The sequence below is a fragment of the Streptomyces sp. NPDC017095 genome (genome assembly GCF_044332325.1).
Lineage (GTDB): Bacteria > Actinomycetota > Actinomycetes > Streptomycetales > Streptomycetaceae > Streptomyces.
In genome coordinates this window covers 357,521-378,951 of the sequence record NZ_JBIROU010000005.1, presented here as the reverse complement: position 1 = coordinate 378,951, position 21,431 = coordinate 357,521, and the positions used below count along the sequence as shown (strand labels likewise).

The 21,431-nt window shown below is 72.6% G+C and carries 18 protein-coding genes and 1 pseudogene; 3 read left to right on the top strand and 16 right to left on the bottom strand.

All coding sequences use genetic code 11. The annotated features are described in order from the left end of the window. Positions 1-245 precede the first annotated feature (245 nt). Positions 246-2,360, bottom strand: coding sequence for a glycogen debranching protein GlgX (gene glgX, locus ACH4OA_RS13035; RefSeq protein ID WP_397968961.1), 2,115 nt, complete (start codon positions 2,358-2,360; stop codon positions 246-248). Positions 2,361-2,800: 440 nt separating this feature from the next. On the opposite strand from glgX, the gene ACH4OA_RS13030 reads away from it, so the two are divergent. Then, positions 2,801-4,039 carry an SAV2148 family HEPN domain-containing protein gene (locus ACH4OA_RS13030; protein ID WP_365871831.1) on the top strand — a complete coding sequence of 413 codons (1,239 nt, stop codon included), beginning with the start codon at positions 2,801-2,803 and terminating at the stop codon, positions 4,037-4,039. Positions 4,040-4,142: 103 nt separating this feature from the next. Further along, the gene (locus ACH4OA_RS13025; protein ID WP_397968959.1) at positions 4,143-4,865 is read left to right on the top strand and encodes a 3'-5' exonuclease; all 723 of its coding nucleotides are present in this window, start codon (positions 4,143-4,145) and stop codon (positions 4,863-4,865) included. 45 nt (positions 4,866-4,910) lie between these two features. On the opposite strand, the gene ACH4OA_RS13020 is transcribed toward ACH4OA_RS13025, so the two are convergent. Continuing rightward, positions 4,911-5,774, bottom strand: a complete 864-nt coding sequence (locus tag ACH4OA_RS13020; protein WP_397943087.1) for a phosphotransferase enzyme family protein — start codon at positions 5,772-5,774, stop codon at positions 4,911-4,913. A 224-nt stretch (positions 5,775-5,998) separates the two neighbouring features. Between ACH4OA_RS13020 and mgt the strand changes: the two are divergent. Continuing rightward, positions 5,999-7,256 (top strand): annotated as a pseudogene (gene mgt, locus ACH4OA_RS13015) (macrolide-inactivating glycosyltransferase); the annotation flags it as partial. Positions 7,257-8,137: 881 nt separating this feature from the next. Here the strand turns inward: mgt and ACH4OA_RS13010 are convergent. The 14 genes from ACH4OA_RS13010 to ACH4OA_RS12945 form a co-directional block, all read right to left on the bottom strand. Continuing rightward, positions 8,138-8,878: a sirohydrochlorin chelatase gene (locus ACH4OA_RS13010; RefSeq protein ID WP_397943086.1), complete on the bottom strand. Its 741-nt coding sequence runs from the start codon at positions 8,876-8,878 to the stop codon at positions 8,138-8,140. 6 nt (positions 8,879-8,884) lie between these two features. Next, positions 8,885-9,763 (bottom strand): ABC transporter permease, encoded by an 879-nt coding sequence (locus ACH4OA_RS13005; RefSeq protein WP_397943084.1) that lies wholly within the window; start codon positions 9,761-9,763, stop codon positions 8,885-8,887. After that, positions 9,750-10,529: an ABC transporter ATP-binding protein gene (locus ACH4OA_RS13000; RefSeq protein WP_365871841.1), complete on the bottom strand. Its 780-nt coding sequence runs from the start codon at positions 10,527-10,529 to the stop codon at positions 9,750-9,752. The genes ACH4OA_RS13005 and ACH4OA_RS13000 overlap by 14 nt, the downstream gene beginning before the upstream one ends. Positions 10,530-10,564: 35 nt before the next feature. After that, positions 10,565-11,674 carry an aliphatic sulfonate ABC transporter substrate-binding protein gene (locus ACH4OA_RS12995; RefSeq protein ID WP_365871843.1) on the bottom strand — a complete coding sequence of 370 codons (1,110 nt, stop codon included), beginning with the start codon at positions 11,672-11,674 and terminating at the stop codon, positions 10,565-10,567. 233 nt (positions 11,675-11,907) lie between these two features. After that, entirely contained in the window at positions 11,908-13,242 is a 1,335-nt protein-coding gene (locus ACH4OA_RS12990; protein WP_365871845.1) for a GTP-binding protein, read from the bottom strand. A gap of 2 nt (positions 13,243-13,244) precedes the next feature. Beyond that, positions 13,245-14,180: a sulfate adenylyltransferase subunit CysD gene (gene cysD / locus ACH4OA_RS12985; protein WP_397943080.1), complete on the bottom strand. Its 936-nt coding sequence runs from the start codon at positions 14,178-14,180 to the stop codon at positions 13,245-13,247. Then, on the bottom strand, positions 14,177-14,713 hold the full coding sequence (cysC, locus tag ACH4OA_RS12980) for an adenylyl-sulfate kinase (protein WP_365871849.1): 537 nt from the start codon (positions 14,711-14,713) through the stop codon (positions 14,177-14,179). The genes cysD and cysC overlap by 4 nt, the downstream gene beginning before the upstream one ends. Positions 14,714-14,739: 26 nt before the next feature. Then, complete coding sequence (locus ACH4OA_RS12975; protein WP_397968958.1) at positions 14,740-15,450, bottom strand: phosphoadenylyl-sulfate reductase; 711 nt, start codon at positions 15,448-15,450, stop codon at positions 14,740-14,742. After that, positions 15,447-15,629, bottom strand: a complete 183-nt coding sequence (locus tag ACH4OA_RS12970) for a hypothetical protein (RefSeq protein WP_365871853.1) — start codon at positions 15,627-15,629, stop codon at positions 15,447-15,449. The genes ACH4OA_RS12975 and ACH4OA_RS12970 overlap by 4 nt, the downstream gene beginning before the upstream one ends. Then, the gene (locus ACH4OA_RS12965) at positions 15,626-17,323 is read right to left on the bottom strand and encodes a nitrite/sulfite reductase (RefSeq protein ID WP_397943073.1); all 1,698 of its coding nucleotides are present in this window, start codon (positions 17,321-17,323) and stop codon (positions 15,626-15,628) included. Before ACH4OA_RS12965 ends, ACH4OA_RS12970 begins: the two co-directional genes overlap by 4 nt. A 118-nt stretch (positions 17,324-17,441) precedes the next feature. After that, positions 17,442-17,525 (bottom strand): putative leader peptide, encoded by an 84-nt coding sequence (locus ACH4OA_RS12960; RefSeq protein WP_318298835.1) that lies wholly within the window; start codon positions 17,523-17,525, stop codon positions 17,442-17,444. 127 nt (positions 17,526-17,652) lie between these two features. Then, the gene (locus ACH4OA_RS12955) at positions 17,653-18,225 is read right to left on the bottom strand and encodes a GNAT family N-acetyltransferase (RefSeq protein WP_397968956.1); all 573 of its coding nucleotides are present in this window, start codon (positions 18,223-18,225) and stop codon (positions 17,653-17,655) included. A gap of 158 nt (positions 18,226-18,383) precedes the next feature. After that, positions 18,384-19,706 (bottom strand): hypothetical protein, encoded by a 1,323-nt coding sequence (locus ACH4OA_RS12950; RefSeq protein WP_397968955.1) that lies wholly within the window; start codon positions 19,704-19,706, stop codon positions 18,384-18,386. 170 nt (positions 19,707-19,876) lie between these two features. Further along, positions 19,877-21,193: a GAF domain-containing protein gene (locus ACH4OA_RS12945; RefSeq protein ID WP_397968953.1), complete on the bottom strand. Its 1,317-nt coding sequence runs from the start codon at positions 21,191-21,193 to the stop codon at positions 19,877-19,879. Positions 21,194-21,431 lie beyond the last annotated feature (238 nt).

Here is a 21,431-nt window from a genome sequence, read left to right as displayed (position 1 = left end):
CCGCTCGCCGCGTTTCGTGTCACCGACGGGCCCCCGGATCCCGCGGGCGTGTCGGGGATGGCCGGACGGCTTCCGCCATCCGGGTGATCAGCGCGGCGGGCCACTGCGGCCCCGCCGCGCCCGTACGCCCGACCGCGTACGCGGAAGGACGCCGTACGCGGAAGGGACGGCGTACGCCGAAGGAGCGCGGCACGCCCCCGGCGCGCGTGCCCGGCGTACAGCGCGCCGCCGGTGTGCCGCGCTCCTCACTCCGACGGCCGGCGCAGCACCGTCAGGCTGTGGTCCTCCAGGGTGAGGCGGTCGCCGGCCGCGACCTTCTCGCCCGTCCCGGGCGGTGCCCCGTCCGGGCGGGCGGTGTCCACCACCACCTCCCACTGCCGGCCGTGGCCGGCCGGCACCAGGAACTCCAGTGGCTCAGGCGAGGCGTTGAACATCAGCAGGAAGGAGTCGTCGGTGACGCGCTCCCCGCGCGGGCCGGGCTCGGAGATGGCGTCGCCGTTCAGGAACACCGTCAGCGCGGACGCCTGCGCCGCGTTCCAGTCCGGCTGGGTCATCTCGGCGCCCTGCGGGGTGAACCAGGTGAGGTCGGACAGCTCGTCCTGGGTGCCCTCCACCGTCCGGCCGTGGAAGAAGCGGCGCCGGCGCAGGACGGGATGGTCCCGGCGCAGCCACACCATCGCGCGGGTGAACCGCAGCAGATCGCTCTCCAGGGACTCCGGCCAGTCCACCCAGGAGATCTCGCTGTCCTGGCAGTAGGCGTTGTTGTTGCCGCGCTGGGTGCGGGCGAACTCGTCGCCGTGGCTGATCATCGGCACGCCCTGGGACAGCATCAGCGTGGCGACGAGGTTGCGCATCTGCCGGGCGCGCAGCCGCAGCACCTCCGGATCGTCGGTGTCGCCTTCGGCCCCGCAGTTCCAGGACCGGTTGTGGCTCTCGCCGTCGCGGTTGTCCTCGCCGTTGGCCTCGTTGTGCTTGTCGTTGTACGACACGAGGTCGCGCAGCGTGAAACCGTCGTGGCAGGTGACGAAGTTGATGGAGGCCAGCGGGCGCCGGCCGTCGTCCTGGTAGAGGTCGGAGGAGCCGGTCAGCCGGGAGGCGAACTCGGCGAGCGTGCGCGGCTCGCCCCGCCACAGGTCCCGGACCGTGTCCCGGTACTTGCCGTTCCACTCGGTCCACAGCGGCGGGAAGTTGCCCACCTGGTAGCCGCCCTCGCCCACGTCCCACGGCTCGGCGATCAGCTTCACCTGGGAGACCACCGGGTCCTGCTGCACCAGGTCGAAGAACGACGACAGCCGGTCCACCTCGTGGAACTGCCGGGCCAGGGTGGCCGCGAGGTCGAAGCGGAAGCCGTCGACGTGCATCTCGGTCACCCAGTACCGCAGCGAGTCCATGATGAGCTGGAGGACGTGCGGGGACCGCATCAGCAGCGAGTTGCCGGTGCCCGTGGTGTCCGTGTAGTAGCGCGGGTCCTCGGCGAGCCGGTAGTACGACGGGTTGTCGATGCCCTTGAAGGAGAGCGTCGGGCCCAGGTGGTTGCCCTCCGCGGTGTGGTTGTAGACCACGTCGAGGATGACCTCGATCCCGGCCTCGTGCAGCGCCCGGACCGCCGACTTGAACTCCAGCACCTGCTGGCCGCGGTCGCCCCAGGAGGCGTACGCGTTGTGCGGGGCGAAGAAGCCGATGGTGTTGTAGCCCCAGTAGTTGTTCAGGCCCAGGTCGGCCAGCCGGTGGTCGTGCACGAACTGGTGCACCGGCATCAGTTCCAGCGCCGTCACGCCCAGCCTGGTCAGATGGTCGATGATCGCCGGGTGGGCGAGCGCCGCGTAGGTGCCGCGCAGCTCCTCGGGGAGTCCGGGGTGACGCATGGTCAGCCCCTTGACGTGCGCCTCGTAGATCACCGTGTGGTGGTACTCGGTGCGCGGCGGGCGGTCGTCGCCCCAGTCGAAGTACGGGTTGATCACCACCGACGTCATGGTGTGCGGCGCCGAGTCCAGGTCGTTGCGCCGCTCCGGAGCGTCGAAGTGGTAGCCGTAGACCTCCTCGCCCCAGCGGATCGACCCGCTGATCGCCTTCGCGTACGGGTCGAGCAGCAGCTTCGCCGAGTTGCAGCGCAGCCCGCGCCCGGGGTCGTACGGGCCGTGCACCCGGAACCCGTAGCGCTGTCCCGGCATCACCCCCGGCACGTACGCGTGCCGCACGAACGCGTCGCTCTCGCGCAGTTCCACCGCCGTCTCCGAGCCGTCGTCGTGCAGCAGACACAGCTCTACTCGGTCAGCGGCCTCCGTGAAGACCGCGAAGTTGGTTCCGGCGCCGTCATAGGTGGCACCGAGCGGATACGCCTCTCCAGGCCAGACCTGCATGAATACGACTCTCCCAGGTGTGCCGTCCGGCCGGGGCCGCACCGGCCCCGAGTGTTGTCCGAAAGTGAGGCAACCTCTTTCGGCTCACCCGCCTCTCACCTGTCGACCCGTGTGCACGGCGGTTCTGGTACCCCTCACACGCGGAACCAGCAGGGCCGAAAACGTACTCCCCGGGACAGGGGGAGCGGGGTACGGACGGGCGCGGGAGCGTCCGTCGCCGTCCGGGCCGGGTCCCGAGGGGCCCGGCCGCGACGTCACGGTGATGAATTCGCTCACTCCCCGGGAACGGGTATGGCGGAACGGGCACCGGGCACCGCGTAGTTGAGGGGCGAAGACGGGTAACCGACCTGTCCATCCGGCTGCACCGCCGACCGTCGGCGGAGTACCCTTCCTTGATCGTTGAGACGGGAAAGGCCCGGGGGGCGGAAGGCGGTGCACGGGTGGGCTCGGGAGGGCTGGAGCTGCCTCCTGGTGACGAGGGTCACGAGGGGAACTCCACAGACATCCCGCCCGGCGCGGTGTCCCTGGCCCGGCCGATGGACGCGGGGTCCATCGGACCGGAGCTGGACTGGGACGCCGACGCCTGGCGCGAGGTGCGCACCCGCGCCCAGCGGGCCGGCCGGGCCTACATCTGGCTGAACCTCGTCGAACAGCGGTTGCGCGCGGTCGTCGCCGCCGTGCTGCGGCCCGTCTACGAACCCGTCCACGGCGACGAGTGGGTGGTGGCCGCGGCCGGCCCGGCCGGACAGGAGTGGGTGCAGCGCGCGGTCGCCGTGCGCGAGGTCAGCCGCCGCAAGGGCTACCTGCTCGACCCGGCCGACGACAACGTGCTCAGCTTCCTCACGCTGCCGCAACTGCGCGAGCTGGTGGTGCAGCACTGGCCGTGCTTCGAACCGTACTTCGACGAGCGCCGGGACCTCGAACTCGCGCTCGACGAGCTGGAGGTGACCCGCAACGTCGTCTCCCGCAACCGGGCCCTGTCCGAGGCGGTGCTCGGCCAGGCCGAGCGGGCCTCCGCCCGGCTGCTGGAGATGCTCGGCGCGGGCGGGGACGTGCCCTCGGCCCGCCGGCTGCCCGTCGACGCGGTCGAGGATCTCGTCGGCGACCGGTACGCCGACGTGGTCGCCGTCCACTCCGACCGGGTGCGGCTGCTGCGCCGGTTCCCGGCCGAGGACATCTTCGGCGGCGCCCGCCGGCTCGACGCCATCGGCATCGGCCTGAACCTGCTGGTGCAGAACTTCTCCGGGCGCCGCCTGGTCCGGCTCGCCGAGACCGGCTGCCGGGTACGGCTGCTCTTCCTCAACCCGGCCTCCAGCGCGGTCAAGCGCCGCGAGCGGGAACTGGGGATGAAACGGGGCGAACTGAGCCGCTCGGTGGAGATGAGCATCCTGCACATGCGCCGGGTGCGGTCCCGGCTGCGCGACCCGGGCGCGTTCGAGATCCAGGTGTACGACGAGACGCCCCGCTTCACCGCCTACCTGGTGGACGGCGACGGCGCCGACGGCATCGCCGTGGTGCAGTCCTATCTGCGCGGGGCGCGCGGGATGGAGTCGCCGGTCCTCGTGCTGCGCAACGGCAGCCGGCTGGTGAAGCCGGACGATGCGGGCGAAGCGGGCCTCTTCCCGACATACCGTGAGGAGTTCGAGCTGACCTGGGCGGATTCGCGCCCGGTGTCCTGACCCTTCGGGACCCCGTGTGACGGCGGCCGGCGGTGGATTGTCAGTGCCCCGTGCGAGGGTGGAGGCCACTGGGGGAACGCACCACCAAGAAGGGGGGCCGCCGATGGGCTGGCACCGGGAGCTGCTGATCGGCTTCGACCTGGAGACGACCGGGACCGATCCGCACGAGGCACGCATCGTCACGGGCGCCGTCATCGAGGTCAGAGCCGGCGAGCCTGTGGGGCGCCGGGAATGGCTGGCCGATCCGGGAGTGGAGATCCCGGCCGACGCGGTCGCCGTGCACGGCATCAGCACCGAACGCGCGACGGCCGAGGGCCGCCCGGCCGACCAGGTGGCCGACGCCATCGCGGACGTCCTGACGGGGTACTGGCGGACGGGCGTCCCGGTCGTGGCCTACAACGCGGCCTTCGACCTCACCCTGCTCGCGGCCGAACTGCGCCGGCACGGCCTGCCGTCGCTGACCGACCGGCTGGGCGGCGCCGACCCGGCGCCGGTCGTCGACCCGTACACCATCGACCGCTGGGTCGACCGCTACCGCCGCGGCAAGCGGAACCTGGAAGCGGTGTGCGCCGAGTACGGCATCGTCCTCGGCGCGGCGCACGACGCCACCGCCGACGCCCTCGCCGCGGCCCGGCTGGCCTCCGCGATAGCCGGCCGGCACCCGAAGATCGCGTCGCTGGGCCCGGCGGAACTGCACCGCCACCAGATCGAGTGGTACGCGCAGTGGGCGGCGGACTTCCAGGCGTTCCTGCGCCGCAAGGGCGACCCGACGGCCGTGGTGGACGGGGCCTGGCCGCTCAGGAAGACGGCGGACGAGCGGGTCTGAGGACCCGTCCGGCCCGGTAGGCCGGCCCCTGAGGCGCCGGGCGCCTCAGAACGGGTACCACCGGACCGTCTCGTCCCCGTCCCGCAGCGACGCCACCCGCCGCCGGAACTCGGCCAGCGCCCCGGGGTTGGACGGCGCGTGCTGGGCCACCCACGCACAGCTCGCCGTCTCCCGGGCGCCGCGCAGCACCGCGCAGCCGTCCCACTCCCGCACGTCCCAGCCGTAGGCGCCGGTGAAGGAGTCGTAGGCCTCGGCGGGCAGCCCGTACCGGTCCCGGGACAGGGCCATCACCACCAAGTCGTGCTCGCGCAGATCGGCGGAGAAGGTCTCCAGATCGGTCAGGACCGGCCCGTCCGGCCCGATGTGCACATTGCGCAGCAGCGCGTCACCGTGGATCGGCCCGGGCGCCAGACGCGGCGTCAGCGCCGCCGCGCGGGCCGCGAAACCGTCGCGGCGCTCCCGCAGATAGGCCGCGTCCTCCGGGTCGACGGCGTCGCCCGCGAGCCGCAGCCAGCGCTCCACCCCGCCCAGCAGATCGCGGGCCGGCAGCGCGAACGCGGGGGAGTCCAGGGCGTGCACGAGCCGCAGCAGCGCGGCCAGGTCCCGCGGCTCGGCGGGCCGTACGGCGTCCGGCAGCCGGTGCCACACGGTCACCGGGTGGCCGTCCACGAGCAGCGGCTCGGGCTCGGCCGCCCGCACCGCCGGCACGTCCGCGCCGGCCAGCCAGGCGGCGACGGCGAGTTCCCGTGCGGCCCGCGGCAGCAGCTCGGCGTCCCGGCCGACCTTGGCCACCAGGCCGCCGGCGGCGAACACCGCGTTCTCGCCCAGGGCCAGGAGCCGCGCCTCCCGGGCCGGGCCCGGCAGCACCTTCGCCGCGGCCAGTACGTCCCGCGCGCGTGCCTCGTCCATCGTCCTGCCTCCGTGCCGTCTTCCCGTGCCGTCCCTGGGCCCGCCGCGTCCGCGGGGCGCGGGCGGCGCCCGGCCAGTCTCGCATCCGCACCGGCCGCCCACCGCGCGCGGTCCCCCGACGGGAGACCGGGCCTTCACGACCACGAACCCGCAGACCGGGGCGGCCCACCGGCGCGCCCGGGCCCTGGAGGAGCCTCCCGCTCCGGACGTACCGCGGCCACGGAAAAGAATTAGACGAGACGTATCGTCTCGCATACTGTCGACGCCATGACCCCGGAAACCGCACCCGCCCACATCGCCATGTTCTCCATCGCCGCCCACGGCCACGTGAACCCGAGCCTGGAGGTGATCCGGGAACTCGTCGCCCGGGGCCACCGGGTCACCTACGCGATCCCGCCGGCCTTCGCCGACAAGGTGGCCGCCACCGGTGCCCGCCCCGTGCCCTACACCTCCACCCTGCCCGGCCCCGACGCCGACCCTTCCGCATGGGGCACCACCCTGCTGGACAACGTCGAACCGTTCCTGAACGACGCGATCCAGGCGCTGCCCCAGCTCATCGCGGCCTACGCCGGCGACACACCCGACCTCGTCCTGCACGACATCGCCTCCTATCCGGCCCGCGTCCTCGCCCACCGCTGGGGCGTCCCGGCGGTCTCCCTCTCCCCGAACCTCGTCGCCTGGGAGGGCTACGAGGAGGAGGTCGCCGAGCCGATGTGGCGGGAGCCGCGGCGGACCGAGCGCGGACAGGCGTACTACGCCCGATTCCAGGCGTGGCTGACGGAGAACGGGATCACCCAGCACCCGGACCCGTTCACCGGCCGCCCGGCGCGCTCCCTGGTGCTCATCCCCAAGGCGCTCCAGCCGCACGCCGACCGGGTGGACGAACGCGTGTACACCTTCGTCGGCGCCTGCCAGGGCGACCGCGCCGACCAGGGCGACTGGCAGCGGCCCGCCGGCGCGGACAAGGTCGTGCTGGTGTCGCTGGGCTCGGCCTTCACCAAGCAGCCCGGCTTCTACCGGGAGTGCGTGCGCGCCTTCGGCGACCTGCCCGGCTGGCACGTCGTCCTCCAGGTCGGCCGGCACGTCACCCGGGCCGAGCTGGGCGAGGTGCCGGACAGCGTGGAGGTGCGCGACTGGGTGCCGCAACTGGCGATCCTCCGCCAGGCCGACCTGTTCGTCACCCACGCGGGCGCCGGCGGCAGCCAGGAGGGACTGGCGACCGCGACACCGATGATCGCCGTACCGCAGGCCGCCGACCAGTTCGGCAACGCCGACGTGCTCCAGGGTCTCGGTGTGGCCCGGAAGCTGTCCACCGAGGAGGCCACCGCCGACCGGCTCCGCGCGGCCGCCCTCGCCCTGGTGGACGACGCCCGGGTCGCGTACCGGCTCAAAGAGATCCAGGCGGAGATGGCCCAGGAGGGCGGCACCCGGCGGGCGGCCGACCTCATCGAGGCCGAACTGCCGGGCCGTGGGCGGCCGTAGCGCGCGCCGGCGGACGGCGCCCGCGGGCACGGCGGATGGCCGCCTCACGGCGCGGTGTACGGCGGGCCCCGGGCACGGCCGGCGGCGGCGCCTTGCCGGTGTGCCCGCCGCCCCCGTCCGTCCCGGCCAGCGGAGACCGGCCCTGTGACGGCGGCACCTCGTGGGACGAGTCGCGGGTGAGTGCCGAGGCCGATCCGGCCCGCGCTCATCGGCGGGAGCCGCGCGCGGCCCGTCCCGACGCGGGCGCGCGGCCCTCGCCCCGGCCCCTCCGGGGCACGACGGCCGCGACCGCGTGCCCGCGCGCGGCCGAAGCGGACCGAACGCCTGCGCCTGCCGCGCGAGTTGGCTGAAAAGCGCCCATCGACGCCCGGTCGGCGCCCCCGGCTGTGACACGGCGGCCCCGGCGGACGCAGAACCAGACGTCGCCGCGGTCCGACGTCACAGGGGAACGCCGGACCGCGGCCGCCTTGACCACACACCCGCCCCGCGCTGGTCCGGCTCACCGCACCACGCGCCGAACCCTCGCGCTGTTCCCAGGGTGCAGCGCACGGACGGCCGAAGCGGGGCGCACGAGCGTGACGGGCAGGCCGGCACCGACGCCACCGCGACACCCCGCGCACCCGGCGGACCGGCACCCGGGCGCCGCCATGCGCCCCGGCCCGGCCGAAACCGCGCGCACCGGCCGTACGCCCCCCGGCGACCGGCCGGACACCCTCGTCGGCACCACGGACGACAGGCCGGTCAACGGACATCACTCACCCGGACGGGTGGCGATTTTCAGCCCTCTCGACGCCACTGTCACACCAGGGCGGCCCGCAAGCGAGGACAGGAAACGAGCACCCACCCCTAGGGAAACGCCAGAGGTCCCGCCGGTCCGGCGGTCAGGCGCCGAGCACCGCCAGGGCCGGCCGCCGGGCCCCGTCGTACCGCTCCAGCAGCAGCCGGGCGACCTCCGGCGCCGCGCCCAGGACGTCGGCCAGTACGTCCGCCCCGGCCGCGCCGCGCGCGATGCGGTCCGGCAGGAAGCCGGGAGCCAGGACGTACGGCGCCACGGCGACCCGCTCGCAGCCGAGCCGCCGCAGCTCCCGCACCGCGTCCTCGGTGCGGGGAAGGGAAGCGGAGGCGAACGCAGGCCGCACGGCGCACCAACCGGTGTGCCACCACTCCCGCGCGATATCGGCGATCACTGCGATCGCCTCCGGGTCGGAGGACCCCGCCGAGGCCAGCACGACCCCGGTCGAGGACTTGTCGGCGGGCGTCAGCCCCGCCTCGTACAGCCGCCGTTCCAGCGCGGACAGCAGCAGCGGGGACGGGCCGAGCACCTCGGCCTGCCGGATCCGCAGCCTCGTCGGTGCCTCCCGCAGCACGGCCGGGATGTCGGCCTTGGCGTGGAACGCGCGGGTCAGCAGCAGCGGCAGGGCGACGACGTCCCGCACGCCCTCCGCCGCCAGCGACTCCAGCACCCCGTGCACCGACGGGACGTTGAAGTCCAGGAAACCCGTCTCCACGCGCAGGCCGGGCCGCAGCGACCGGACCCGCTCCACGAGGGCGTGCACGGTCGCGGCGTGCCGCGGATCACGGCTGCCGTGGGCGATGACGAGGAGGACGGGCCCGGTACGCACGGTCGCTCAGCTCTTCACCAGCAGGCCGCGGCTGCGCAGTACCCACCGCTCCAGCGGACTGAAGATCAGCAGGTCGATCGCGATGCCGACGAACAGGATGAGCAGGATCGCCTCGAACACCATGGCCATGTCGCTGGCGGTGCGGCCGTTCTCCAGCAACTGGCCCAGGCCCACGCCCAGGTCGGGGAACTGGGCGATGATCTCGGCGGCCATCAGCGAACGCCAGGAGAAGGCCCAGCCCTGCTTCAGACCCGCCACATAGCCGGGCAGCGCGGCCGGCAGCGTGATGTGCCAGATGCCCTTCGCGCCCGTCGCGCCCAGCGTCCGGCCCGCGCGCAGGAACAGCGGCGGCACCTGGTCGACACCGGCCACCAGGCCGTTGGCGATGGACGGCACCGCGCCGAGCAGGATCACCGCGTACATCATGGAGTTGTTCAGTCCCAGCCAGATCACCGCCGGCGGCACCCACGCCACCGACGGCAGGGACTGGAGCCCGGACAGGATCGGGCCGATCGCCGCGCGCACGAACGACGCCCGCGACACCAGCAGACCCAGCGGCGTGCCGATGACCAGCGCGAAGGCGAAGCCCAGCAGACCGCGGGAGACACTGGTCCAGATGTAGCCGAGCAGATCGCCCTTGAGCCAGGCGTCCTGGAAGGTGCTGCCGACCGCGCCCGGCGAGGGCAGCTTCGTCGGGTCGTCGACGACCGGGTACAGCAGATACCAGGCGACGAGGACCACCGCTATCGCGGTGACCGGCGGCAGGATCTTGTTGACGAGGGTGTGGCGCAGGGTCGGACGGCCGGTGGCCGCGGTCTCCAGCGCGTCCAGGCCCGCCTCGACGCTCCCGGCGTCCTGGACCGGTGTCGCCTCAGTGCTGGCCATGGCGGCGGATCTCCCCTCGCAGTACTTCGGTGATCTCAAGGGACAGTTCGGCCACGGGCGCGTCCTCGATGCGGCGCGGCTGCGGGATGCCGACGCGCCACTCGCGCGCGATCCGGCCCGGACGGGAGGACAGCAGGATCACGCGCTGCGCGAGCCGCACCGCCTCGCGCACGTTGTGCGTGACGAACAGGACGGACAGCCCCGTCTCCGCCCAGATCCGGGTCAGTTCGTCGTGCAGCACGTCCCGGGTGATGGCGTCGAGCGCGGCGAACGGCTCGTCCATCAGCAGCAGACTGCTCTCCTGCGCCAGCGCGCGCGCCATCGCCACGCGCTGGCGCATCCCGCCGGACAGTTCGTGCACCCGCTTGCCGTACGCGCCCTTGAGCCGCACCAGTTCGAGCAGCTCCTCGGCCCGGCCGCGCCGCTCGGCCTTGGGCACGCCCCGCAGTTTCAGGGCGAGTTCGATGTTCTTGCCCGCGGTCAGCCATGGGAAGAGGGCGTGTTCCTGGAACATCAGGGCCGGCCGGCCGTCCGTGGTGATGGAGCCGGCGCTCGGCCGGTCCAGGCCGGCCACCAGGTTCAGCAGCGTGGACTTGCCGCAGCCCGAGGCGCCCAGGAGGGTGACGAACTCACCCGGTGCGACATCGATGCTGATGTCGTCCAGGACGAGCTGCTGCCCGCCCGGTGCCGCGAAGGACTTCGAGACGTGCTCAAGGCGTGCCGCGAACTCGACGGTCTCGTCGGCCTTGGCGAGGGTCGTGGCCATGGTCGTCACCTCCTGGGGACGCGTCGGGGCGGGCGTCAGCTGGTGCCGAGGCCGGCGGCGTCGACCGTGGGCCGGCCGGCGGCCTTGAGAACCTTGTTGAGGATCGACAGGTCGTAGATCCCCTTCAGGTTCGGCTTGTCCAGCAGGCCGGCCTTGACCGCGTGCGCGGCCTCGGCGTCCAGGGTGGCGGCCAGCGGGTCGTCGGTGAACTGGATGGACTTCCAGGCCGGGTCCAGGACCTTCGCCGGGAGCGCCTTGCCGGAGGCGGCCTCCAGCCGCTTGTTCGCCGCCGCCTTCGCCTCGTCCGGGTGGGCGTTGATCCACTGGTTGGTCTCGACCGCCGCCTTCAGCACGGCCTCGACCGCCTTCGGGTGGTCCTTGAGGAACTCCTGCCGCACGATGATGTTCGTGATCACGAACTTCTTGTCCGGCCACAGCGTCGACTCGTCCAGGAGCACCTTGGCGCCCTCGGCGACCAGCTTCGACGCGGTCGGCTCCGGCACCCAGGCGCCGTCGACGGAACCGGACTTGTAGGCATCCGGGGTGATCTTGTTGTCCGTGCGGACGACGGTGACGTCGCCCTTGCCGCTCTGCGCGTCGACCTTCCAGCCCTGGTCGGCGGCCCAGTTGAGGAACGCCACGTCCTGGGTGTTGCCGAGCTGGGGCGTGGCGATCTTCTTGCCCTTGACGTCCTTCAGGGACTTGATCTTCGCCGGGTTGACGACCAGCTTCACCCCGCCGGAGGCCGAACCCCCGATGATCTTCAGGCTCTTGCCGTTCGACTTGGTGTAGCCGTTGATGGCGGGCGACGGGCCGATCCAGCCGATGTCGATGGAACCGGAGTTGAGGGCCTCGATCTCGGACGGCCCGGCGTTGAAGATGGCGGGCTTCACCGCGGTGGCGCCCAGCTCCTTCTGGAAGAAGCCCTTCTGCACGCCCACCAGCGCGGTGGCGTGGGTCAGGTTGCCGAAGTAGCCGATCTTGACGGAGTCGAGTCCGTCGGTCTTCTCGGCCCCGGCGGCGACCTTGGTCGTGCCGTCGTCCTTGGACTCGGAGCCGTAGCCGCAGGCGGCCAGAGTGAGCAGAGGGAGAGCGGCGATCGCTGCTATGCCGCGGCGCAGGAGCGATGAGCTGTTGGCAGGCACGGGAGGGTTTCCTCTCGTTGGCCCGGCGGTCACGGTCTCTCAGGTCGTGGCCGGGAATTCGGCTGAGGTCTTCGTCGCAACCGGGACGTCGGGTGGGGGGACGGGGCGCGCAAGCGGTGCGCGTACGTCAGCGCGCACATCGTGCCACGCCGCCCTGCCCGCTCCCGAGGGCTCCGCTGCCGACGCGGCCGCCCTCCTTCGCGAACGTCGAATAGACGTCGGTCGTCCTCATGTCAGAAGTCCCAGGCGTCGTCGTCGGCCGCGTCCAGGACCGGCGCGGGCGAGGCGAACGACTCGCCGACCATGCCGGCGGTGAGCGTGGTGCCGTCGGCCGGGTCGATCAGGATGAACGAGCCCGTGCGCCGCGAGTCGGCGTAGGAGTCCACCGGCAGCGGCTCGGCGGTACGGATCTTCACCCGGCCGATGTCGTTGGCGACGAGCTGTCCCGGGTGCGGGTGCAGGGACAGGTCGTCGAGCGTGAGCCGGGACGGGATGTCCTTCACGATCGCCTTGACCGTGCGGGTGCCGTGCTTGAGCAGCACCCGGTGGCCGATGGTGAGCGGGGCGTCGGCGACATGGCAGACGGTCGCCTCCACGTCCTGCGTGGTCGCCGGGGCGTCCTTCGTCGGCACGATCAGGTCGCCGCGCGAGACGTCGAGGTCGTCCGCCAGCAGGACCGTCACCGACTGGGTCGTCCAGGCGACGCCGACCGGCTTGCCCAGCAGGTCGATGCCGGTGATCCGGGTGGTCCGCCCGGACGGCAGGACGGTGACCTCCTCGCCGACCCGGAAGGTGCCGGCCGCGATCTGGCCCGCGTAGCCCCGGTAGTCGGGGTGCTCGGCGGTCTGCGGCCGGATCACGTACTGCACGGGCAGCCGCGCGTGGCAGTGCGCCAGGTCGTGGCTGACCGGCACGGTCTCCAGGTGCTCCAGCACCGTCGGGCCGCCGTACCAGTCCATGTTCGCGGACGGCTCCACCACGTTGTCGCCGGCCAGCGCCGAGATCGGGATCGCGGTGACCTCCGGGACGCCCAGCTCGGTCGCGTACGCCGTGAACTCCTCGGCGATCGCGGCGAAGACCCGCTCCTCGTACCCGACGAGGTCCATCTTGTTCACGGCCAGGACGACGTGCGGGACGCGCAGCAGGGCGGCGATGGCGGCGTGCCGGCGGGTCTGCTCGACCACGCCGTTGCGGGCGTCGACCAGGACGACCGTCAGTTCGGCGGTGGACGCGCCGGTGACCATGTTGCGGGTGTACTGCACATGGCCGGGCGTGTCGGCGAGGATGAACCGGCGGCGCGGGGTGGCGAAGTAGCGGTAGGCGACGTCGATGGTGATGCCCTGCTCCCGCTCGGCGCGCAGGCCGTCGGTGAGGAGGGCGAGGTCCGGGGCGTCCTGGCCGCGGCTCGCGGAGACCCGCTCCACGGCCTCCAGCTGGTCGGTGAGGACCGACTTGGAGTCGTGCAGCAGCCGTCCGACGAGCGTGGACTTGCCGTCGTCGACGGAGCCGGCGGTGGCGAACCGCAGCAGCGTGGTGGCCGAGAGCGCCTCGGTCGTGGTCGTGCTCATGCTTAGAAGTACCCCTCGCGCTTGCGGTCTTCCATCGCGGCCTCGGACAGCTTGTCGTCGGCGCGGGTCGCGCCCCGCTCGGTCAGCCGGGACGCGGCGATCTCGGTGATGACCTTCTCGATCGTGTCGGCGGCGGAGTCGACGGCGCCGGTGCAGGACATGTCGCCGACCGTGCGGTAGCGCACCCGCCGCTTCTCCACCGTCTCGCCGTCCTTCGGCCCGCCCCAGCCGCCGGCGGTCAGCCACATGCCGCCGCGCTGGAACACCTCGCGCTCGTGCGCGAAGTAGATCTCCGGCAGCTCGATGCCCTCGCGGGCGATGTACTGCCAGACGTCCAGCTCGGTCCAGTTGGACAGCGGGAAGACGCGGACGTGCTCGCCGGGGGCGTGCCGGCCGTTGTACAGGTTCCAAAGCTCGGGGCGCTGACGGCGCGGGTCCCACTGGGAGAACTCGTCGCGCAGGGAGAAGACGCGTTCCTTGGCGCGGGCCTTCTCCTCGTCGCGCCGGCCGCCGCCGAAGACGGCGTCGAACTTCTCGCTCTGGATCTTCTCGGTGAGCGGGAGGGTCTGGAGCGGGTTGCGGGTGCCGTCGGGACGTTCCTTGAGCACACCGCGGTCGATGTAGTCCTGGACGGAGGCCACATGGAGGCGCAGCCCATGTGCGGCCACCACACGGTCCCGGTACTCGAGGACTTCCGGGAAGTTGTGTCCTGTGTCCACATGCAGCAGGGTGAACGGCACCGGCGCTGGCGTGAACGCCTTCAGCGCCAGGTGCAGCATGACGATGGAGTCCTTGCCGCCGGAGAACAGGATCACCGGGTTCTCGAACTCGCCCGCCACCTCACGGAAGATGTGCACCCCCTCCGACTCCAGGGCGTCCAGGTGCGACAGGGCGTACGGGCTCTCCGTGCCGTCCTCCGGCTTGGCGGCCGCGGTCATGCCAGTCCCCTCTCGCTCAGCAGGGCGTACACCGACGCCGCGGACTCCTGGACCGTCTGGTGCTGTGACTCGATCCGCAGATCAGGCGTCTCGGGCTCCTCGTACGGGTCGTCGACGCCGGTGAGCCCGGTCAGTTCGCCCGCGGCCTGCTTGGCGTACAGGCCCTTCACGTCCCGCACGCTGCACACGTCGACCGGGGTGGCCACGTGGATCTCCAGGTACGGCGTCCCGTTCTCCGTGTGCCGCTTGCGCACCGCCTCCCGGCTGTCCGCGTACGGCGCGATCACCGGCACCAGCGCCGTGACGCCGTTGCGGGCCAGCAGCTCGGCGACGAAACCGATGCGCTGCACGTTGGTGTGCCGGTCCTCGCGGGTGAAGCCGAGGCCCGCCGAGATGAACTCGCGGATCTCGTCCCCGTCGAGCACCTCGACGCGGCGGCCCGCGGCGCGCAGCCGGCCCGCCAGCTCGTACGCGATGGTGGTCTTGCCCGCGCTCGGCAGACCCGTGAGCCAGACGGTGGCTCCGGTCGTCACGTGGTTCTCCTGAATCGAGTCGTTCGTCATCCGTGCAGTCCGCACTCGGTCTTGGCGCTTCCGGCCCAGCGGCCGGCCCGCGCGTCCTCGCCCTCCAGGACCCTGCGGGTGCACGGGGCGCAGCCGACGGAGGCGTAGCCGTCCATCAGCAACGGGTTGGTGAGGATGCCGTGTTCGGTGATGTACGCGTCCACGTCGTCCTGGGTCCAGCGGGCGATCGGCGAGATCTTGACCTTCCGCCGGTTCTCGTCCCAGCCGACGACCGGGGTGTTCGCCCGGGTGGGGGACTCGTCCCGGCGCAGGCCCGTCGCCCACGCCTGGTAGTTCTCCAGCCCCTCGTCCAGCGGCCGCACCTTGCGCAGCCTGCAGCACAGATCGGGGTCGCGGTCGTGCAGCGCGGGGCCGTACTGCGCGTCCTGCTCGGCGACCGTCTGCCGCGGGGTGAGGGTGATGACGTTGACGTCCATCACGGCCTCGACGGCGTCCCGGGTGCCGATGGTCTCCGGGAAGTGGTAGCCGGTGTCCAGGAAGACGACGTCCACGCCCTTGCGTACGCGCGAGGCGAGGTGGGCGACCACGGCGTCCTCCATGGAGGAGGTGACGCAGAACTTCTCCCCGAAGGTGTCCGCGGCCCACCGGAGGATCTCCAGTGCGGAGGCGTCCTCCAGCTCACGGCCCGCCCGCTCGGCGAGCGCCTTCAACTCCTCATCCGTACGCTCTCGCTGAGCAGTCGTCATATCCGCTCATCCCCTCCGTGGTCGGCTCGCTGGAGTCCCCGGGCGAGCAGCCCGAGGAACTTCAGCTGGAATGCGCGGTTGCACGCCCCGCATTCCCAGGCCCCATGCCCCTCCTCGTGCGGACGCAGGTCCTCGTCGCCGCAGTAGGGGCAGTAGAACGGCGCGGCCCGTTCGCTCACGACAGCGCCTCCTCGGAAGCACGCTCGGCCCAGGCGGCGAACCGCTCGCCGGCCGTGCGTTCGGCCTGGAAGCGCTTCAGCACCCGCTCGATGTAGTCGGGCAGTTCGTCCGACGTCACCTTCAGACCGCGCACCTTGCGGCCGAAGCCCGGCTCCAGGCCGAGGGCGCCGCCCAGGTGCACCTGGTAGCCCTCCACCTGCTCGCCCGCGTCGTTCAGGACGAGCTGGCCCTTGAGACCGATGTCCGCGACCTGGATGCGGGCGCAGGCGTTCGGGCAGCCGTTGAGGTTGATGGTGATCGGCTCGTCGAAGTCCGGCAGGCGGCGCTCCAGCTCGTCGATCAGCTGGGAGCCGCGCTGCTTGGTCTCCACGATGGCCAGCTTGCAGAACTCGATGCCGGTGCAGGCCATGGTGCCGCGCCGGAAGGAGGACGGCCGGGCCGTCAGGTCCAGCGCCTCCAGGCCCTCGACCAGCGACTCCACCTTGTCCTGCGCGACGTCGAGGATGATCATCTTCTGCTCGACGGTGGTGCGCACCCGGCCCGAGCCGTGTGCCTCGGCGAGGTCGGCGACCTTCGTGAGCGTGGCGCCGTCGACCCGGCCGACCCGCGGCGCGAAGCCGACGTAGTACCGGCCGTCCCGCTGGCGGTGCACGCCGATGTGGTCGCGCCACTGCTGCACCGGCTGCTCGGGCGCGGGTCCGTCGGTCAGCGCGCGCCCCAGGTACTCGTCCTCCAGCACCCGGCGGAACTTCTCCGCGCCCCAGTCCGCGACGAGGAACTTCAGCCGGGCGCGGTTGCGCAGCCGGCGGTAGCCGTAGTCACGGAAGATGGAGATGACGCCCTCGTAGACGTCCGGGACCTCGTCGATCGGCACCCAGGCGCCGAGCCGCACACCCAGCTTGGGGTTGGTGGACAGGCCGCCGCCGACCCACACGTCGAAGCCCGGGCCGTGCTCGGGGTGGCGTACGCCGACGAACGCGACGTCGTTGATCTCGTGCACCACGTCCAGCAGCGGCGAGCCCGAGATGGCCGTCTTGAACTTCCGCGGGAGGTTGGAGTAGGCCTTGTTGTTCAGGACGCGGCGCTTCATCTCCTCCAGCGCCGGCGTGGCGTCGATGATCTCGTCCTCGGCTATGCCCGCGACCGGGGAGGCGATCATCACGCGCGGGGTGTCGCCGCAGGCGGTCACGGTGGACAGGCCCACGGCCTCCAGACGCTGCCAGATCTCGGGCACGTCCTCGATCCGGATCCAGTGGTACTGGACGTTCTGCCGGTCGGTGATGTCGGCCGTGCCCCGCGCGAACTCCTGCGAGATCTCGCCGATGACCCGCAGCTGCCGGGTGGTCAGCGCCCCGCCGTCGATGCGGACCCGCAGCATGAAGTAGCGGTCGTCCAGCTCCTCCGGCTCCAGGATCGCGGTCTTGCCGCCGTCGATCCCGGGCTTGCGCTGGGTGTAGAGCCCCCACCAGCGCATCCGGCCGCGCAGGTCGTTCGGGTCGATGGAGTCGAAGCCGCGCTGGGAGTAGATCGTCTCAATGCGTGTCCGCACATTGAGACCGTCGTCGTCCTTCTTGAACTGCTCGTTGCCGTTGAGCGGAGTGAAATGGCCGGCCGCCCACTGGCCCTCGCCGCGGTGCCGGCTCACCTTCCGGCGGGGCGCGGAGGCGTCGGGGTGTTGTGGGGTGGCGGCCATGGTTCTACGTCCTCCGGGACCGTGGGAATCAGCTGACCTGCGTCGACGCCCGCACGCGGGCAGGCGTGTGCGTCGTTGCGCAAGGAGAGGGGGTGCGGTGTTCGCGGCGTGCTGGGCGTCAGCTCGCCGGACAGATGGCGCTGGACATGCGGCCGAGGTCGACGTGGAGCCGACTCACCAAGGCAATTCCAGTTCCGGACATGACGGAAGCGTGTCACGGGGCTCTGGACACAGTCCAGCTTTATCCATCATCCGGACATCCTTGTCCCGGAATGCGAGACAGGGGTGTCGTCGCTCACATGCGCCGTCCGGCTCCTTGTCCTGGCAGGTCAGGCGGGGTATGCCCCGGGCCACGGCCCGGGAGTGGGCAGGTCCGGTTCCGGTGCCACCTTGGTGTCGAACAGCTTGAAGCCGCGCCGCAGGTAATTGTCCATCGCGTGCTCGCCGTCCTTGCTGCACGTGTGCACCCACACCCGCTTGGTCGGCGTCCGCCCCGGCCACCGCTCGGCCAGGTCCCAGGCGCGGGCCGTGCCGTACGCCAGCAGGTGGCCGCCGATGCGCCGGCCGCGGAAGGCGTGGACCAGTCCGAAGTAGGCGATCTCCACCGCGCCGTCGTCCTGCGGGTCCAGCTCGATGTAACCGGCCGGGGTGCCCCGGTCGTAGGCCACCCAGGTCTCGACGCCGGGCCGTTGGAGGAACTCCCGCCAGCGGGCGTGGCTCCAGTCGAGCCGGTCGGTCCAGTGGATGTCACCGCCGACCGCGGTGTACAGGAACCGGCTGAACTCGGGCGAGGGCACCTCGGCGCGGACGATCCGGACATCGCCGTCGGGGGCGGCGGCGGGCAGGAGATCGGCCGGGGAGGTCTGCTCCAGGGACCAGGTGGTGACAGGGACGCTGCTCATGCGCGCCAGGCAATCATCCCTTCGCCCGCTCTGTCGATCGGGGGCGGAGGCTGGGGGGGGCGGGGGACGGCAGTGGGGTGCCGGGTCCGCCCCCGGGCCCGATGGGTCGGTTCGGGGGAGTGGGCTCCTCGGGGTAGGCGGAGGGACGGCGGTGCCGGTCAGTCCACGGCACGGTCGAGGGCCGGCAGGGGAACGGTGAACAGCATGCTGTCCGACAGGGACCACACCTCTCCCGTCTCCGGGGAGTAGGAGAGCGAGCCCGCGCCCCGGGCCCAGCAGTGGTCCGAGGCGTCGGCGCCGCAGTGGGCCGCTCGGCCCCGCCCGGTGTCCTGCCGCCACAGCCCGCCGTGTCCGTCCTGCGGATCGGGCAGCCGTCCCACATACCAGGACGGCCGGTCCGCCCCGGCCTTCCGGTACGACAGCACGCCCCGGATGCCGGACGCCCGGGTCCGGTACGCCTCCACCGCGTCCGCCCGTCCCCGGGCGTCCGTGGCGAGCGGTCCGGGCCGCGCCGGGCCGGCGGTCAGCGCGTACCGCCACAGCCGTGCGGCCCGGTCGCTGCCCGGCTCGGTCCGCTCCGCGGCCACCAGGCTGCCGGGTGCCGTGCCGCGGTCCAGGGCCAGCGCGCCGGGGCAGGGCGGCCCGGCCGGGGCGCAGTGCCCGCCGGTGAAGCGGTAGGAGCCGACCGCGGGCAGTACGAAGCGGTGGCCGTCGGCGGACCAGCCGCCGGGCACCCGGCCGATCGCGGGCGCGTCCACCGTGGTGCGCTGGATGCGGCGCAGGTCGTAGACGTAGAGCGCGTCGGCCGCGCCGGCCGTGGTGGTCACCAGCAGCTTGTCCCGGTACCGGACCATGCCGGAGACATCGGAGACCAGGCCCCGGTAGTCCCGGCCGCCGGCCACCGGCACCACCAGCAGCACCGAGCGGTAGGCGAGGTGCGCGGGATCGTGCGCGTCGACGAAGGCCACCCGGGCGAGGCCCCGCTCGCCGGGCCGGCCGGTGCCCGTGCCGTGGGTCCAGCCGGCCAGCACGACCCGGTGGGCGCCCCGGGCGCCGTCGTCCCCGGAGACGGTCACCGAGGCCGGCCGCCAGCCGCCGGCGGTGTCGGCCGGGTCCCAGCAGTAGGCGCGGGCGGCGGCCGGGGAGAGGGGCAGGGACGCGCGGTCGTCGGCGGAGCAGTCGTCCGCCGTGCGCAGGGTGCGGTCGGCGCCGGCGAGGACGGCGTCCACGCCGACCGGGCGGCCCATCCCGGCGGCGAGCCGGTCCAGCTCGCGGGCGGGCACCATGTGCTCCTGGAGCCGGAACCGCGCGGTGTCGGCCGGGGAGGTCAGTGGCTTGAGCGCGCCGGAGTCCTCGGTGACCTGGGCCTGGGAGGCGCTGATCAGGGTGGCGGCGGCGGTGAGTGCCAGCGCGGTCCCGGCCAGGACGGCCCGCAGGGCCGCGCTCCGTCTGCGCCGGCGGTGTCTGCCGCGATGCTTCATCTCTCCTCCAGACGGCGGGCCAACTGCGCCTCATGGTCCGTACGTTGACGCGAGGAGCAGGTGGGGAGGCCCGTACGGGATGCTACGGCAGGAACGGGCCGGACAGGGGCGGGATGGCGCGGTCGGAGAGGAATCGGTACGGACAGCGGCGGGACCGGAGGTCCGGGCGCTCATCCGGGGTGCGGCGCGTCCACGGTCTCCAGCGCGGCGATCCGTGCCTCGTGGACGGCATTCCGTTTCTGCGTCACCGTCGGTGCCGTCGACTGGGGGAGCAGGGCACATGGGTCATCCGGAAGAGAAACTTCCACTTCCACGTCGTCGCAGAAACGATACGGCCGATGCTGGAGGAGTTCCCCGAGGTACCGCCGTATTCTCGACATCTCCGCGCGGACGGTCACCGTCCGGGATGCATCACCGAACAGATCCTCGGCCAGCCCCGCCGCCCCGTACCCGGCGCGGTGCTCCGCGAGCAGGAACAGCAGTTCGGCGTGGCGCGGACTCAGCTCCCGCGACCAGTGACCCGTCGCGTCCGTGACCGCCACCGCGGCGCGGTCCGGCCGGGCCAGGTCCAGCACGACGCGGCGCGCGACCCGGGCGAGCGGCCGCTCCTGCGCCCGCAGCAGCCAGCCTCCGGCCAGCGGCTCCGCCGCGCACGAGCCGAGCGGGGCCAGCCGCAGGTGGCCCGGTGCCAGCGACTTGGGCAGCGTCACGCGCCGCACGTACGGCATCCCGGTCACCGCCGCCGTCCAGCCGTCCCGGTCCACCACCACGGCGCGCCCGGCCAGCCGGGCCAGCACCGGTGCCGCCACCGCCCGCAGCCGCTCCAGCGAGGCCAGGTGCAGGTCCCGCAGCCGGGCCTCGGCCAGCTTGGCCACCGAGTCCACCCAGGCCAGCGTGGCCGGGTGCATCGTCTCCAGCGGACCGCTGACGTCCACCACGCCGAGCAGCCGGCCGTCCCGGGGGTCGGTGATCGGCGCGCCGGTACAGGTCCAGGACGTCTGCGAGCGGACGAAGTGCTCCCCGGCGAAGACCTGCACGGGCCGCCGGACCACCGCCGGGGTGCCCACGCCGTTGGTGCCCACGACGTCCTCGCGCCAGTCCGCGCCGGGTTCGAACCCGAGTCCGTCGGCCCGGCGCAGCACCGCGGAGGCGCCCTCCCGCCACAGCACCCGCCCGTCGGCGTCCGCCACGACCATGATGTGCTGCACGGCGTCCGCGACCGGCAGGAGACCTTCCCGGAGCACCGGCAGGACGTGCCGCAGCGCAGACTCCTCCCGCCGGCGCCGCACCTCGTCGCAGGACAGCAGCCCGGACCGGTGGTCGCGTTCCGGGTCGACGCCACTGCGCAGCACCCGTCCCCAGGACTGCTCGATCACCGGCCGGGGCGCGATCCGCGCACGCCGTCCGGCGAGCGCGGCCTCGCGCACCTCGCTCAGCAGCCGCGCCGCCTGTGCCGCGTCCAGGGCGGCCAGACGCGCCACATCCATCGGCGGGTTCCCCACTGCTGTCCTCCCGGAAATGGGTGTCGAACACACGTGTACAGCCGTCCGGGCGGCGGTTTCCGGTCCGACTGTGCACTCATACTGCCGGTCCGGGCCCGGCGGAAGCACAGACTCCGCACACGTGCCCGCATAAGTTGCAACCCCTTGCAACCCTGGTGAAGCGCGGCGAGTCGGCCGAGACTTGACCCGACGCGTTGCGCGTCCGCGGGGCTCAACGGGCCCA